This is a genomic window from Antarcticimicrobium luteum, from assembly GCF_004358185.1.
GTDB lineage: Bacteria > Pseudomonadota > Alphaproteobacteria > Rhodobacterales > Rhodobacteraceae > Antarcticimicrobium > Antarcticimicrobium luteum.
The window spans coordinates 1-15,033 of record NZ_SMUV01000026.1; the positions used below are offsets into that span (position 1 = coordinate 1).

A 15,033-nucleotide genomic window follows, 5' to 3' on the forward strand; every position below is an offset into this window, starting at 1 on the left:
AGGTGCGCGAGCAGATCGTTCTGATCATTTACGGTCCACACGCCGGAAAAGCCGAAGCCCTTCTTCAGCCAGAGCATGGCTTCGAAGCCTGCGATTGTCCGACGCGCCGTTTTGAAGGATTGGAAGCCGCCGATCTTGGGCATGTTCTTCTTAACCCGAAAATGGTCACTCTCGATGCGTTGTTGGAGATGCTTTGTGACGTAGTGCACGGGGTTGGGCTGAAGCAGACCATCATCTACCGATGCTTTAATCGCGGATGGGAAGGTATTCGCTCCATCCGTGCCGATCTTCTTAGGCGATAACAGGGGCTCGTCTTTGAGCATTTTGCGGAAGAACCTCTTTGCAGCATCCAGGTCGCGCCTGGCCGCCAGCAGGAAATCCATCGGGTTTCCATGCTTATCGATCGCCCGGTACAGATAGCGCCACTTGCCGCGGATCTTCACGTACGTTTCGTCGATCCGGATCGAACCACAATGCGGGCGTCGGAACTGGCGAAGCCGCTTCTCGATCATCGGCGCATAAGCCAAAACCCAGCGGTTGACAGTGCTGTGATCGACCTCGAAACCACGTTCCCGAAACATCTCCTCAAGGTCTCGATAGCTGAGCGGATAGCGCAGATACCAGGCCACTGCCTGCATGATGAGCCATGCCTCGAAATGCCGACCTTTGAAGTCGTCCTTTGATTGGCGCTTCAGCTTGTCGGCAATGGCATTCAGAATCATGGCTACGCTCCGCTACATTGGGAGCGGCAATTTCTCCGCTGGTGGTCAACAGGCCGTTAACCAAGAAAATTTGCGACAGGCCCCGTTGACGGGCAAGAAAAAGTGTTCTAGCTTATTGAACAGTGTTTAGATTATATGAACAGGTAAGTGCTCATGGCCTTGTTCCTCCCCGACTGGCCCGAAGTGCCGGCGGAATATCCCTCCGATAGCGTCGGCATGCATCCGCCTTATGATACGCCGGCCTACATCTTTACCAGAAAGCGCGCTCCATCCCGGCCCTTAAGATATATTCCGCAGACTGCTACGGAGTTGTACGGGCCTGTGTATGGACACGAAAGTGTTCGTCCAGAAGACTCGGATCTGACTCGTCAGCATGACGGAGAGCCGATAGGAGAGCGCATTCGAATTACGGGGCGTGTTATCGATGAAGACGGCCGCGGCGTTCCAAACGCACTATTGGAAATCTGGCAGGCGAACGCAGCTGGTCGCTATATTCATAAGTTAGATCAGCACTTAGCACCCCTTGACCCAAACTTTTCGGGCGCTGGCCGTACCGTTACCGGAAGCGACGGCTCATATTCATTTATTACGATTATTCCTGGTGCTTATCCGGTCGTGGGACTGCACAACGTCTGGCGTCCACGCCACATTCACATCTCTTTATTCGGGCCGTCATTTTTGAGCCGCTTGGTCACCCAACTCTACTTCGAGGGCGATCCCCTGCTCAGATATGACTCCATCTATAATGCAGCGCCGGATTTCTCAAAGAGAGGACTGGTGGCTTCGCTCGATCTTGAGGCTACACAGTCTGAATGGGGCTTAACTTACCGCTTTGACATTGTTCTGCGGGGCCGAAACGGGAACTATTTCGAGGAAACTCATGCGCATTGAAGCCCCGATGACGATCACACCATCTCAGACAGTCGGTCCCTTCTATGCCTACTGCCTGACGCCAGACGACTATCAAACGATCCCTCCTATTTTTGGAAGGAACCTCGCCACCGACGATGCTGTGGGACAGCGCATTTCAATTTCGGGAACGCTCATCGACGGAGATGATCATGCCATCCCTGATGGTATGATCGAACTCTGGCAGCCTGATGGAAATGGCAATTTTGTAGGTGCACAAATCAACCCACGAAAGTCATCATTCACGGGCTTTGGCCGCACCCACTGCAATGAGTCTGGCTCCTTCACATTTCACACTGTGAAACCGGGTCGTGTTCCGACATCCGCAGGGATCTTACAGGCGCCTCACGTTGCGCTTTCCATCTTTGGAAAGGGATTGAACCGCAGATTATACACGAGAATCTATTTCGCAGATGAAGTCTCTAATGATGAAGACCCGATCTTGGCTCTCCTGTCGAGTGATGAGCGTGCTACGCTTATCGCAGAAAAGATCGATGATGCCGCCTTTCACATCACAATCCGCCTTCAAGGACAGAGGGAGACGGTTTTCTTCGAAGTGTGAGAGTCGGACTCGAAAAGGCATCAACGATATCCATACCTTGCGAGACGCCTGGTGAGCAGGCGGATGTGGGCGATGGATATCCAGGCTTCTGCTGAAGCGATGGATTTTTCGAAGTCCTTTGCCAGCCTTCGGCATCGGCCAAGCCACGCGAATGTGCGCTCGACGACCCAGCGGCGGGGCAGGATCTCAAAACCCTTGGCCTGGTCAGAGCGCTTGATGATTTCGATCGTCCATTTGCCGATTTTCTGCAGCCGTTTCTTCAGTTTTTCGCCCGCATAGCCGCCATCGGCAAAGACATGGAGGAGCCATGGCCAGCGGTTGCGAATGGATTTGAGGAGATCGGGAGCACCGTCGCGGTCCTGGATATCGGCGCTGTGTACCATGAGGCCGACCATCAGCCCAAGCGTGTCGACAACAATGTGGCGCTTGCGACCCTTGATTTTCTTGCCCGCATCGAAGCCCCGGATACCACCACTTTCGGTCGTTTTGACACTTTGGCTATCGATGGCGCCCGCCGTCGGAGAGGCATCTTTCCCCTCCAGTTCCCGGGCCTCCATAACGAGGTGGTGGTTGATCCGTGACCAAAGATCCATCGCCCGCCACTCATAGAAATATCGCTGCACCGTAGAGCAGGGTGGAAAATCCTTGGGCAGCATTCGCCACTGGCACCCTGTTGAAGCGATATAGAGAAGCGCGTTCACAACCTCGCGCAAGTCGGTCTTGCGGGGACGGCCGAGACGGCGAGGTGCGGGCATGAAGCCAGCTATAAATCCCCATTCGCGATCCGTAACATCGCTTGCATATCGGCTCGTCTGACGCTCATATTGCCGCCGGGTGGTTTCAGTCCAGGCCATCGTGCTCTCCATCGAATCTTTGCAAATCCGAAGGAATCACAACTGGCTGAAATCACTCAACTCTTTTTGGGGCAGCCTCTGAGATCACAAACATAGCACTCGCCTGCGAAGGCTGCCTTTGCAGCGCAAGGTAATTCTGACGCCAATCGCGTGGCCGCATGTTGAGAAAGACCGGACTACGTAAGTTTAGCAACATCAAGCCAAGGAGGAATATGATGTTCTCGAAAATGTTGGTTTCCGCAGTGACCGCGACAGCGCTTCTGTCGACATTGCCCGCCTTTGCCCGTGATCTGAAACTTGCCGATTTTCATTCGCCCTCGCATTTTATTGTTGAAGAGGTATATGAGCCTTTTGCGAACGCAGTGTCAGAGGCAACGGGCGGGGATTTAACCGTCCGACTCTATATGGGAGGGGAGCTTGGCCCAGGCCCAAACGAGCAGTACAATCGTGCTGTCGATGGCGTCGCTGATATCGTCTTGGCTATGCCGGGTTACACGGCCTCTACATTTCCATTGACCCTTCTTGCCGACCTGCCCGGTGTGATTGACGCTGAGACCGGTACCGAACGCATGCTGGCCAACATTGACAAGCTCTCTCAGGAGTATCGTCGAGTTCAGCTGCTCGCCCTATGGAATAACGCACCGTCGTTTTTGTTCTCTGCGACCAAGCCAATTCGTAAGCTCGAGGATCTTGCTGGCATGAAGGTTCGCGTCCCATCACGTAACGCAGGCCTTGTGCTCGAAGCGTGGGGAGGTGTTCCCGTTTCCATGCCTGCAAGTGAAGTTTATAATGCGATGCAAACGGGGGTCATCGATGGAGCGATGATTGACGCCACAGCTCTGACAGGGTTCAGACTGGAAGAGGTGACAAACTACATCACAGTCGGTATGGATACGTCGATTTCCCAGTTTTTGATGGTGATGAATCTCGACAGTTTCCAGGAGCTTAGTGAAGAGCAACAAAAAGCTGTTCTCGATGCTGGTCAGGAAGCCGCACGAAACGGCAATAGGGCTTGGCTCGGCGTTGCATCCACCGCCCTCAAGGACTTCGCTGGAACGGAAGGTAAAGAAGTAATTACGCTTTCAGAGGAAGAAATCGAGAAATTCAATGCCGCAACTAGTACCGTGGTCGAGAGCGTGATTGAAGAAGTCGAAGCAACAGGCGTTGCAGCACGCGCCTATGTCGAAGCGCTACAGAATGACTAACTCTCCGACAATAAAAAAGAAGCAAGGCATCGCCCATTCGATAGTAATCGAATGGGCGGTTGCCTTCTTAACGTCTCTGTCAGCTCTAGCCTTAGCCATTATCTTATGCACCAGCTTTGTTGGCGTCATCATGCGCTATTTCTTTCAGACCCCAATCCTCGGTAGTGATGAGATAATTCAGCTAGTCTCGATCGCGTTGGTTATGCTCGCAATGCCAGGCACCGCCCAGCGCGACGGACATGTGCGAGTTGATGTGTTCGATGAGCATATCGGCGTGTGGGGCCGTTTCATTGGCGACTTGTTCTCGCGTGCCGTAGGCGTCTACCTCATGTACCTCTTGACTTGGCGCTCGTGGCTAAAACTGCGTGAAGCACTGGAGTATAACGACCTATCCAACATGCTGCGTGTCCCATTCTGGCCATTCTATGGACTCATGGCGCTCGGGAGTGCCCTTTTTGCAGTTGTTCTGGTCCTGCAAATAGTTGACCTCATTCGCGGGGGACCTGGCGCTGATGACTGATTTTTCGATTGGCCTCTTCGGCATCGTAGCGCTTTTCGTATTGATGGTCTTGCGCATGCCAGTTGGGATGGCGATGCTGACCGTGGGCTTCTTCGGCACGTGGATGCTGAATGGCTTCCGTTCGGCGAACGCCTTAATGGTTACGGAGACATTCTCTCAGGTATCCAACTACTCGTTGACCGTCATCCCTCTATTTATATTGATGGGCAATATAGCTTCGGTAGCCGGCTTCAGCCGTGGGCTCTACGAAGCGGCTTTTGCATGGGTGGGGCGACTCCCTGGAGGTCTTGCTTCGGCTTCAGTCCTTGGGTGTGCGGCGTTCTCCGCCGTCAGTGGCTCATCGGTGGCGACTGCGGTTACCATTGGACGTGTCGCACTGCCAGAGATGGCGCGTTTCAACTATTCCAGCGGGCTCGCAACGGGTGCGATTGCTGCCGGTGGCACCCTTGGTTTCCTTATCCCACCATCAACCGGCTTTGTTATCTACGCCATTCTCACCGAACAAAGCATTGGCCAATTGTTCATGTCGGGTATTCTCCCCGGTCTCTTGCTTGCAGGCTTGTTCATTCTCACGGTCACCCTCATCTCGCTTCGAAATCCAGAAGCGGGACCGCGCGGAGCTCATGTTCCGCTAAAGGAACGTATGGCTGCCACACTCCGTGCGGCGCCCCTGCTAACGGTAATCATAGTATCAATTGGGGGTATTTATCTTGGTGTATTCACGCCAGTCGAAGCCGCCGGCATCGGCGCGGGACTGGTCCTTATCTTGGCTCTATTTACGCGGAAGCTGACTCCGTCAACCGCTTGGCGAGCGGTTAGCGACACGGTCAGCACTACAGCCATGCTGTACCTGATCATTATAGGCGCAGCAGTCCTCAATCCGTTTCTATCGATGACACAATTGCCGTCGATGTTGGGCGAAGCAATGACGTCTTCTGGTCTCGGCCCCTATGGCGTGCTGTTTCTTGTCGTTGTTGCCTATCTGATTTTGGGGATGTTCATGGACGGGTTAGCAATGCTGGTCGTGACTGTTCCCATCTTCTACCCCATCATGATGTCGATGGGCTTTGATCCGATCTGGTTTGGTGTTGTAGCCGTTATCATGATTGAGATGGGTATGATCACGCCTCCTGTCGGCATGAATGTATTTGTCGTGAAAAGTATTGCCGGTGATGTGCCCATGGCCACGATTTTTCGCGGCGTCCTGCCATTCTGGTTTGCAATGGGGTTCTGTCTGCTTTTGCTCGTACTTTTCCCCCAAATTGCATTGTTTATACCCCAGGCGATGTTCTGACTTTTTCAGCGAAATACAAGTGTCCCGGCCAACTGCGCAGCGGTTGGCCCGGACACTTGCCTCTACCTCCTGTTCCACCCCAATGAACGAGACATTTCAGCTGCGGCCTCTTGTACATGAATGGTGCAGAAGGTCAGTTTCTCCTCCTTAAGACGGCTGGCAGGTCCAACGATTCCGAGCGACGCCACCACTTTGTGGGTCTGGTCACGAATCGGTGCTCCAACCGCATTCACACCTGGTAAGTAGCCGCCAAGATCGACAGCATAGCCTAAACGCCGAATGTCCTGGAGTTCAGCTCTCAATATCTCAGAATCAACGTAAGCGACGTCCACGTCCCATTCGCAAAGATTTGGAGGGACGGATTGCAACGCGTTGGCGCAACGGACTGCAAATCCGTTGATCAACGCGTTGCAAATCGTTGAGGTCGCGACTGTGGCGGCAGCTGCGGAGAATTAGGAGGTGCGGGCGAACGACCAGGGCAAGAGTTCGTCGATCCGCGACTGCGGGTGACCGGTTGCGATCGCTTCGAGGGTCGCTTTCATCCAGGCGTAGGGCTCCACGCTGTTGATCTTGCAGGTGGCGATGAGCGAAGCTATGCGGGCCCATGAACGGCCACCTTCGTCGTGACCTGCAAATAGACTATTTTTGCGCGTCAGAGTCAGCGGTCTGATTTGATTTTCGACGGGGTTAGTGTCCATCTCAACGCGGCCATCGTCGAGAAACAAAGTGAGGCCAGCCCAATGGTTCAGCAGATAGGCGATCGCCTTGCCCATCTCGCTGCCCGGCGACAGGCGGGCGGCTTGCTCGCGCAGGAATCTCTCGAGTTCGGCGACGAGCGGCCGTGATCGCTCGTTGCGCGCCTTTTGTCGGATCGCGGCGTCGGAGCCACGGATCTCCTTCTCGATTGCATAGAGCGCGGCGATGCGCGCGAGGACGGCTTCGGCGATGGGTGAGCCGGCCTTCGGAGTCGCGGCAATGATCTCGCGCCTGGAGTGGGACCAGCATGCGGCCAGCCGCAGCGGCGCGCCGCCTTGACGCTCGAGTCGTGCGAGCCTGTGATAGCCCTGGTATCCATCGACCTGAAGGATGCCGTCGAAGCCGTCGAGGATATGCTCGGCATGTTTGCCACTGCGTCCTGGCGCGTAGTGGTAGACCACGATTGGTGGATCAGCGCCGCCGTGGCCGCGATCGTCGCGCAGGACAGCCCACAGATAGCCGGTCTTGGTTCGACCCCGGCCCGGATCGAGCACGGGCGCCCTGGTCTCGTCCATGAACAAGCGGCCCGATTGCTTCATCACGACGCTCATGCGCTCGATCAACGGCGCGAGGTGGAAGGCGACCGTTCCCATCCAATCCGCCAGAACGGCACGATCGATGAGGATGCCATGCCGGGCCAGAACCTGGGACTGACGATAGAGCGGCATGTGCTCGCTGAACTTGGCGACCGCCACCTGCGCCAGCATCGCCTCGGTGGGCAGGCCACCCTCCACCAGATGGGCGGGCGCCGGCGCCTGGCGCACGCCAGCGCATCCTGTCGCGCAGGCGTAGCGCGGTCGCACCGTCTCGACCACGCGATACTGGGCCGGCGTCACGTCGAGGCGTCTGGAGCGATCCTCGCCGATCCGGACCATCTGGCCGCAGCCGCAGGGACACTCGAGGCTCTCGGGTTCGATCACCTGCTCAATGCGCGGCAGGTGCGCGGGAAAGGCGCGGGCGGCGCGGCTGGCCCGGCGGCCCGACGGTGCCGCGCCGGTGCGGCGCGCACGATCGTCTTGGCGCTCCTGGACTTCGGCGATGGCGATCTCGATGTCTTCGAGCACCAGCTGCATCTGATCGGGATTGAACTTCTCCGAGCGTTTGCCGAAGCGTGCGCGCTCGTACTCCTTCACGAGCAGTTCGAGACGGTCGACGATCTGTTTGGACGCAGCCAGTTCGTTCTCGACATGAAGGCGCGCCGTGCGTTCGTCATCAGCGCGACGACGCTCGGCTGCGAGCATCGCTTCCTGCGCGCTGAAGAGCGCTCGCAAATCGGCGGGCAGCGCTGCAAGACGGGCGGGATCAATGGCGGACGGTGGCACATCCGCAAGCTATCATCCCGAGGCGCCGTGCGAAACAAATCGTCAGCCCCCGAGTCAGTTCGCCGCAGCTGGTGTTGCGACGATCCGTTCGCCCACACGCTTCCAGTTCAGCCCGTCAAACAGCGCTTCGAACTGCACCCGCGTCAGATGCATGACGCCGCCGCTGATCTGCGGCCACTCAAAACGGCCAGCGCGACCAAGGCGCTTGTAGATTAGAACGAGGCCCGTGCCGTCCCATAGCAAAATCTTCAGCCGGTCGGCGCGCTTCGAACGAAAAACCACAATCAGGCCCGAATGCGGATCGAGCCCGAGCGTGTTCTGCACGAGGCCGGCCAGCGCGTCGTGCCCGCACCGGAAATCGACAGGACGTACAGCAAGCACAATCCGCAGTCCCTGCGCCGGAATGATCATGCGCCGCGCTCGATCGCGGTCACGATCTCCGCGATCCGCACCGCTGACACGTCCGCGTCCAGGCGAACCGAAACCTTGCCAATCGTAATCTCGACAGGCCCCTCGTTCTTGCCTGACGCCGCTGGATCACTCAACTCGATCGACACGAAATCCGCCGCTTCGTCCGTGACCAATGCGATCCGGCCGGCACGCGCCAATCTGCGCCACGTCGTCAATTGCTGGGCCTTGACACCATAACGCCGTGCGACATCACATACGCGGGCGCCAGGCTTCATGGTCTCGAAAACAGCGCGCCCCTTGGTCTCCGCAGACCACAACCGGCCTCCAGAACGGGTACGGCGCGCAAGCTTCCCTACAAAACCGTCGGCTTCGGCTTCCTCGCCCGATAGCTCCATCGCCCTCAGTCTCCTCCTGGCTGCCTGAACAACCAAGAATCGCAGACCACAAACCGAGGGGAAACCCATCAATCAAATGGGGACAAAGCTTCGCTTACGAATCAACGATAGTTTCCGATGTGAAGCGCTTGAGGGGTTGCGAAAGGAGCTGGGACAGTTGCGCCTCTTCTATGAACGCAAGCAGGGCTTTTCCGTTTGCAGAGCAATGCAAAGGGGCACTGCCGCCGACGCGAGAAGCAACACGCATCGGTTCGGTGCTTTCGTTTTTCGCGAGGTAAAGAAGCTCCGAACCGTGCAAGACAGAAAGGGTTACCGTTTCCCCCGTCTTTTCCATCAGAGCCTTCATGTGGGGCGAGCAAACCTTCACCAGATCTAACTGAGCGAGCTTAGTTCCGGCAAGCCGAACGAGTGCGAGCCCGAGCCGGTATTTTCGAGTCTCAGGATGCTGCTCAACGAAACCTGAGCTGGCGAGGGTGCGAAGCAGATTGTGAACTGTAGCGCTGTTAATATCGAGTATTCTTCCGATTTCGCGTACCCCAAGCCATTCAACATCGGTCGTGAATAGCTCAAGTAAGGCAAGCGCTTTTGAGACCGTTTGTACTGTGCCTTGTGGCGAATTGGACTTCTGAGCGGCTTTGTTGCACAAATTCCGCTAGGGATTCATCTCGTGAATCCAGCATGATAGCTGGAGTGCATGAGCAGTTGGACCCCTACAAAGTACAAGACCACGAACTGGTCGGCTTACAACGACAGCCTGAAGCGACGCGGATCGCTGTCGATCTGGTTTGATCCTGAGATGGTTTGGGTGCCGCCGCCGAGCGGCAAGCGCGGCCGGCAACAGAGTTTCAGTGATGCTGCGATCCAGGCGTGCCTTACGCTGAAAGTGCTGTTCGGGATGCCGCTCCGGCAGACAACCGGTTTTGTACAAAGCTTGTTGCGGCTCATCGGCTTGGATTGGTCGGTTCCAGACTTCAGCACTCTGTGTCGCCGCCAGAAAACCCTGAACGTGAGCCTGCCCTATCGTGGCGGCACCGGCGCGCTGAACCTTCTGATCGATAGCACGGGCATCAAAGCCGAGGGTGAAGGCGAGTGGAACGCCCGCAAGCATGGCGGCCCGAAACGCCGGATTTGGCGCAAGATACACATTGGCATCGACGAGGAAACGCTGGAAGTTCGCGCCATCGAAGTCACCACCAGCAATGTCGGTGACGCGCCAATGCTGCCAGAGTTGCTCAATCAAATCCCAGCCGATCAGACCATCGGGTCAGTGACAGCCGACGGGGCTTATGACACACGCAGATGCCATGACGTGATTGCTGCCCGTAATGCCCATGCTGTCATCCCTCCGCGCAAGAACGCCAAGCCTTGGAAATCCACCAGCGCAGGGGCCATCGCCCGCAACGAGGCGGTCAACGCATCACGATATCTCGGCCGCGCGATCTGGCGACGGTGGAGCGGGTATCACCGACGAAGCCGTGTCGAAACCAAGATGCATTGTGTGAAGTTGCTGGGGCAGTGCCTCATGGCGCGGGACTTTGACCGGCAGGTCGCGGAAATCCAAATCCGCGTTGCCGTCCTCAACAAGTACACAGCTCTTGGCATACCTGTTACTGAGGTCGTAGGCTAAATCCGTCCGGGGAAAGGGAAAGTGCAGTCACGCCCCGATTTGTGCAACAAAGCCCTTCTGAGCCATAGTCCTCTCATTCTTGCGAATCGCTGCCTTCCGGTGGTTGTCATATACCAGATCATCTCGATCTCGTGAGTGGTCGACGGATGATGGCCACTATAGTCCTTCCTATCGGTGAGTCTTGCCAGCCATGCTGCATCCCCTTGACCGGCGAGGAGAGGGGTTTCTAAACAGCCAAGAGAAACGGTTCCCAGTTGCACATCCCAGTGCCGCCCTGACTCACTTCCATATCCGTCATATGAAAATCGTACATGGCCCGAACAACACCCCTTGGCCGGATGAGCGGGACGGTACTTCGCTTTTCCAACTGCAGATTGCACAAGAATCATCTTCCAGGCGCTGTTCATATTAAGCTAACGCTGTACATAATAACCAATCAAGTTTATAGCTGCGGCTCCATTCCTAGATTCATCTTACTGGGCGTTTTGATGGCATTTTCCCCCCTTGATTCAGACCTGTTGGGGCCTCTGTTTACGACGAAAGAAATGAGGGACGCGCTCTCGGAGCGTCGATTTCTTGCGTTGATGTTGCGGGTTGAAGCCGCTTTGGCGCGCGCTCAGGCTGCTGAAGGTTTGGTCAGCCAAGAGCTTGCCAACTCCATCGCAGGTATAGATCCTGGCTCTCTGGACATTAAGGTACTGGCAGAGCAGACCCGACTTGGGGCGGTCCCTGTCATCCCATTCGTAAAATCAGTGCAAGCCATGCTTCCGCCGGATGTGGCAGGTGGCTTCCATTTCGGTACTACGAGCCAGGACATCATGGATACGGCCATCATTCTTCAAATGGCCAATGCGGTGGATCTGATCGAAACTGATCTAAGAGCCTTGCTTTCTTCCCTGTGCGAGCTAGCGGAGGAACATTGCGAGACTCCCTGCATCGGGCGCACAGCTGGCCAACATGCTTCGCCTGTCACATTCGGCTTCAAAGTGGCAGGCTGGTGCGTCGCAATCGCTGAGCACTTAGCTCAGGTTGAGCAACTTAAACGGCGAGTGCTCGTCCTCTCATTGGCTGGTCCTGTAGGCACATTGACCCAGATGGGCGATCGGGCCGGAGCCGTTGTGACGAGGACTGCGGCGGATCTTGGATTAGCCGTTCCCGCTATGCCGTGGCACACGCATCGTAGCAGAATAGTTGAACTAGGTAGTTGGTTGGCCATCCTTCTCGGAATTCTAGCGAAGATGGCGACAGATGTGGTTCATCTTGCGACACCGGAAGTGGGAGAGGTATCTGAGCCAGCGGTCGCCGGCCGGGGTGGATCCTCGGCTATGCCTCACAAGCGAAATCCTGTTGGATCGATGATCATTCTGGCCCAACACTCTGCATCAGTGGGCCACCTTTCGACGTTGGTGAGCGCGATGGCAAGCCTTCATGAGAGGCCCGTTGGCGCCTGGCATTCTGAATGGCTGGCGCTCCCGTCTCTCGTCGGACTGGCGGCAGGAGCGCTCAGAGAGGCTCGTCTTCTAGCTGGTGGCTTGGAAGTCGATGCCGCACGAATGTACCGAAACATAGAATTGACAAACGGAATGATATTCAGCGATGCGGTTGCGGGAGGTCTAGCGCAGGCGATGGGACGCGCCGAAGCTTACACCGCCGTAGAGGAAGAAGTCGCCAACGTCGTCCGTTCAGGTGGGCACCTTCGGGAACGTCTGACCAAACGCTTCCCCGCCCACCATTCCACCATCCTGCAGGCATTTGAGCTTGCACCAGCGATCAATGCTGCCGCGAGCCGCTGTCGCGCAGCGCTAATCTCTGTTCGGAAGCAATTGGCATGACTTGCTAGTTTCGGCTCAACAGAAAGGAGCTCCAGGAAAATGTTACCCGCTGATCAAGCTGGCATACCGCCTTGCCAAGGGCCTCGCGCGCGCTCTGCGCCAATAAGTTTTGCAATACCAAAAGGCGCATGGGACACTCATCTCCATGTTTTTGGCCCAACGGCTGTGTTCCCATATGCGGAAAAGCGTCCGTATACTCCGCCGGATTCACCGCTTGAAGATTATCTGGCGTTGATGGAGCGTTTGGGCATCGAACGGGGTGTCTGTGTCCACCCGAATGTGCACGGGATTGATAATTCAGTGACTATTGATGCGGTCGAGCGTTCTGATCGCCGTCTCCTCGGAATAATCAAGCCTCATCGTGATATGACCTTTACGGAACTGCGTGACCTGAAGACCCGCGGTGTAAGAGGGGTACGTTTCGCATTCAATCCCCAGCACGGTTCCGGCGCACTCGACACCGAACTGTTCGAGCGAATGCATGGTTGGTGCCGTGAACTCGATTGGTGCATAAACATGCATTTTGCTCCTGATGCTTTGGAGGGGCTATGTGACCTCATCGCGGGAGCTGAAACACCGATCATAATCGACCATTTTGGCAGAGTTGAAACGGCGGCCGGAGTCAACCAGCTTCCCTTTAAGATCCTACGTGATCTTGCGACTCTTGATCATGTCTGGATTAAGTTGACGGGAGCCGATCGGATCTCGCATTCAGGTGTTCCATATGACGATGTTGTGCCGTTCGCACACGCCTTAAGTGAGATAGCCCCTGACCGCCTACTCTGGGGAAGCGACTGGCCGCATTCCGGGTACTTCGACCCGAAGCGCATGCCAGATGACGGAGATTTGTTGAACTTAGTTGCCCGGTTTGCTCCTGACGTCGCTCTCCGGCATAAAATCCTGGTTGATAACCCTGCCCGATTGTTCGGCGCCATCTGAGGGGCGGATATTCAATGCAACCTTTCGTGTACAATTCAGCTCCTTCAAGGGTTATCTTTGGCCGTGGAGCATCACTATCACTGGCTGCGGAGCTGGACCGACTAGGGCTGAAAAGAGCGCTGGTACTGTCCACACCGCAACAAGAAGAACAGTCGCTTTCAATCGCGAGCAACTTAGAATGGCGGTTGGCGGGGTCGTTCCATGAAGCCGCTATGCACACTCCAACCGATGTCACGGCGGCGGGTGTCGGGCTAGCACGCGAGATAAATGCGGACTGCTTGGTTGCTATCGGGGGTGGTTCCACAATTGGTTTGGGCAAAGCAATAGCGTGGCGAACCGGTTTGCCACAGGTTGTGGTACCGACGACATACGCGGGGTCGGAAATGACCCCAATACTAGGTCAAACGGAAGATGGGTTGAAGACCACAATCCGTAACCCAAAAATCCAGCCCCAGACGGTGATCTACGACGTCGACTTAACTCTGTCCTTACCGGCCCAAATTTCTGTCACGTCAGGCTTAAATGCGGCTGCACACGCCGCTGAGGCACTTTACGCCCGGGACGGCAATCCGGTGATTTCCCTTTTGGCAGAGGAAGCTATTCGCGTCCTGACGCAAGCGCTCCCACAGATCGTTGATGACGAGCGAAATGTCGAGGCGCGAAGCAAGGCATTGTACGGAGCCTGGTTGTGTGGGATTTGCCTCGGCTCCGCCGGAATGGCTCTGCACCACAAATTGTGCCACACGCTTGGCGGCAGTTTCGATTTGCCCCACGCAGCTACCCACTGCGTAATACTGCCTTATGCTTTGGACTACAATCGTCCAGAAATTCCCGACGCGATGGTAGCGATGTCGCGCGCCATGGGAGGTGTGGACGCTGCAAAGGGTTTTCGTGCACTTGCAAAAAAGTTGGGAGCCCCAACATCTCTTCAGGCATTGGGTTTCGATGAAGCAGATATAGCGCGCGCTGCCGAGCTCGCCACGGAAAATGCTTATTGGAACCCACGTCCAATCGAGAACGCGCCGATACGATCGCTTCTAACCCGTGCATGGAGGGGGGATGAGGTTTGAGAGACTTCGTCCGGCTGACGCATACGGCGTGGAAATAGCCCTTGCGGCGCCTTCGCGTGTGGCAAGCGGCGTCGGTGGAACAAACCCGCAGCTGGTTCAAATTGAGCTTTATGGCGTCTGGAAGCGCTGAGACCGGGGCGAACTGGTTCTCGTGCCTCGAAGAGCTACGTCGCCTCGCACCCGCACAGCCAGTAAAGGTAGTAGTCCGAAGATGAAAAACATCACCACCGCTGCTGAAGCGGTCGCACAAATCCACGATGGAGCCACCGTTCTGATCGGCGGTTTTGAACCGCACCGGGACTGTCGGAGGCCATTTGGTTTAAGTTACGCGGCCACGGCCGGTTGATCCAGTGCGGCGTAGTATTTTGCCTCGGCTTCGGCCGGCGGAATGTTTCCGATTGGCTCTAGCAGGCGCCGGTTGTTGAACCAGTCGACCCATTCGAGGGTGGCGAACTCCACCGCTTCATAGCTGCGCCAGGGGCCGCGTCGATGGATGACCTCGGCCTTGTAGAGACCGTTGATGGTCTCGGCCAAGGCATTGTCATAAGAGTCGCCCACGCTGCCCACTGAAGGTTCGATGCCGGCCTCGGCCAGCCGCTCGGTATATTTGATGGA

Annotated in this window: 17 protein-coding genes; 9 read left to right on the forward strand and 8 right to left on the reverse strand. The window is 56.3% G+C overall.

Annotated elements, in window-relative coordinates; genetic code table 11:
* Nucleotides 1–722 (reverse strand): IS6 family transposase (locus E1832_RS00515; RefSeq protein ID WP_133357834.1); only part of this gene is annotated, 722 nt, incomplete at its 3' end.
* Nucleotides 723–875: 153 nt separating this feature from the next.
* Here E1832_RS00515 and pcaH point away from each other — a divergent pair.
* Nucleotides 876–1,613 carry a protocatechuate 3,4-dioxygenase subunit beta gene (gene pcaH / locus E1832_RS00520; protein ID WP_133357835.1) on the forward strand — a complete coding sequence of 246 codons (738 nt, stop codon included), beginning with the start codon at nucleotides 876–878 and terminating at the stop codon, nucleotides 1,611–1,613.
* Nucleotides 1,603–2,193, forward strand: coding sequence for a protocatechuate 3,4-dioxygenase subunit alpha (gene pcaG, locus E1832_RS00525; RefSeq protein WP_051796746.1), 591 nt, complete (start codon nucleotides 1,603–1,605; stop codon nucleotides 2,191–2,193). The genes pcaH and pcaG overlap by 11 nt, the downstream gene beginning before the upstream one ends.
* A gap of 20 nt (nucleotides 2,194–2,213) precedes the next feature.
* On the opposite strand, the gene E1832_RS00530 is transcribed toward pcaG, so the two are convergent.
* Nucleotides 2,214–3,047: an IS5 family transposase gene (locus E1832_RS00530; RefSeq protein ID WP_127601122.1), complete on the reverse strand. Its 834-nt coding sequence runs from the start codon at nucleotides 3,045–3,047 to the stop codon at nucleotides 2,214–2,216.
* A gap of 215 nt (nucleotides 3,048–3,262) precedes the next feature.
* Here E1832_RS00530 and E1832_RS00535 point away from each other — a divergent pair, with 215 nt between their 5' ends.
* The 3 genes from E1832_RS00535 to E1832_RS00545 are packed head-to-tail and all read left to right on the forward strand — an operon-like array spanning nucleotide 3,263 to nucleotide 6,066.
* A complete protein-coding gene (locus E1832_RS00535; RefSeq protein WP_035228606.1) occupies nucleotides 3,263–4,252 on the forward strand; it encodes a TRAP transporter substrate-binding protein in 990 nt (329 codons plus the stop codon).
* Nucleotides 4,245–4,772, forward strand: coding sequence for a TRAP transporter small permease (locus tag E1832_RS00540; protein WP_035228617.1), 528 nt, complete (start codon nucleotides 4,245–4,247; stop codon nucleotides 4,770–4,772). The genes E1832_RS00535 and E1832_RS00540 overlap by 8 nt, the downstream gene beginning before the upstream one ends.
* Nucleotides 4,765–6,066, forward strand: a complete 1,302-nt coding sequence (locus tag E1832_RS00545) for a TRAP transporter large permease (protein WP_035228604.1) — start codon at nucleotides 4,765–4,767, stop codon at nucleotides 6,064–6,066. Before E1832_RS00540 ends, E1832_RS00545 begins: the two co-directional genes overlap by 8 nt.
* Before the next feature lie 62 nt (nucleotides 6,067–6,128).
* On the opposite strand, the gene E1832_RS00550 is transcribed toward E1832_RS00545, so the two are convergent.
* The 5 genes from E1832_RS00550 to E1832_RS00570 all read right to left on the reverse strand — a co-directional run bounded on the left by E1832_RS00550 (nucleotide 6,129) and on the right by E1832_RS00570 (nucleotide 9,596).
* A complete protein-coding gene (locus E1832_RS00550) occupies nucleotides 6,129–6,398 on the reverse strand; it encodes an IclR family transcriptional regulator domain-containing protein (protein WP_164749967.1) in 270 nt (89 codons plus the stop codon).
* 120 nt (nucleotides 6,399–6,518) lie between these two features.
* Nucleotides 6,519–8,063: an IS66 family transposase gene (tnpC, locus tag E1832_RS00555; RefSeq protein ID WP_238720028.1), complete on the reverse strand. Its 1,545-nt coding sequence runs from the start codon at nucleotides 8,061–8,063 to the stop codon at nucleotides 6,519–6,521.
* Nucleotides 8,064–8,198: 135 nt separating this feature from the next.
* Nucleotides 8,199–8,555, reverse strand: a complete 357-nt coding sequence (gene tnpB / locus E1832_RS00560; protein ID WP_024585271.1) for an IS66 family insertion sequence element accessory protein TnpB — start codon at nucleotides 8,553–8,555, stop codon at nucleotides 8,199–8,201.
* Nucleotides 8,552–8,950, reverse strand: coding sequence for a transposase (locus E1832_RS00565; RefSeq protein ID WP_024585272.1), 399 nt, complete (start codon nucleotides 8,948–8,950; stop codon nucleotides 8,552–8,554). The genes tnpB and E1832_RS00565 overlap by 4 nt, the downstream gene beginning before the upstream one ends.
* A 94-nt stretch (nucleotides 8,951–9,044) precedes the next feature.
* The gene (locus E1832_RS00570) at nucleotides 9,045–9,596 is read right to left on the reverse strand and encodes an IclR family transcriptional regulator (protein ID WP_133357836.1); all 552 of its coding nucleotides are present in this window, start codon (nucleotides 9,594–9,596) and stop codon (nucleotides 9,045–9,047) included.
* A gap of 48 nt (nucleotides 9,597–9,644) precedes the next feature.
* Between E1832_RS00570 and E1832_RS00575 the strand changes: the two genes are divergently transcribed.
* The 4 genes from E1832_RS00575 (at nucleotide 9,645) to E1832_RS00590 (ending at nucleotide 14,418) form a co-directional block, all read left to right on the forward strand.
* Nucleotides 9,645–10,577, forward strand: coding sequence for an IS5 family transposase (locus E1832_RS00575; protein ID WP_133357837.1), 933 nt, complete (start codon nucleotides 9,645–9,647; stop codon nucleotides 10,575–10,577).
* A 311-nt stretch (nucleotides 10,578–10,888) separates the two neighbouring features.
* Nucleotides 10,889–12,409: a class-II fumarase/aspartase family protein gene (locus E1832_RS00580; RefSeq protein WP_206020967.1), complete on the forward strand. Its 1,521-nt coding sequence runs from the start codon at nucleotides 10,889–10,891 to the stop codon at nucleotides 12,407–12,409.
* A gap of 39 nt (nucleotides 12,410–12,448) precedes the next feature.
* Nucleotides 12,449–13,348 carry a 4-sulfomuconolactone hydrolase gene (locus tag E1832_RS00585; protein WP_080723363.1) on the forward strand — a complete coding sequence of 300 codons (900 nt, stop codon included), beginning with the start codon at nucleotides 12,449–12,451 and terminating at the stop codon, nucleotides 13,346–13,348.
* Between the two features lie 14 nt (nucleotides 13,349–13,362).
* The gene (locus E1832_RS00590; RefSeq protein WP_035228600.1) at nucleotides 13,363–14,418 is read left to right on the forward strand and encodes a maleylacetate reductase; all 1,056 of its coding nucleotides are present in this window, start codon (nucleotides 13,363–13,365) and stop codon (nucleotides 14,416–14,418) included.
* A gap of 324 nt (nucleotides 14,419–14,742) precedes the next feature.
* Here E1832_RS00590 and E1832_RS00600 read toward each other — a convergent pair.
* Nucleotides 14,743–15,033 (reverse strand): integrase core domain-containing protein (locus E1832_RS00600; protein WP_165978749.1); only part of this gene is annotated, 291 nt, incomplete at its 5' end.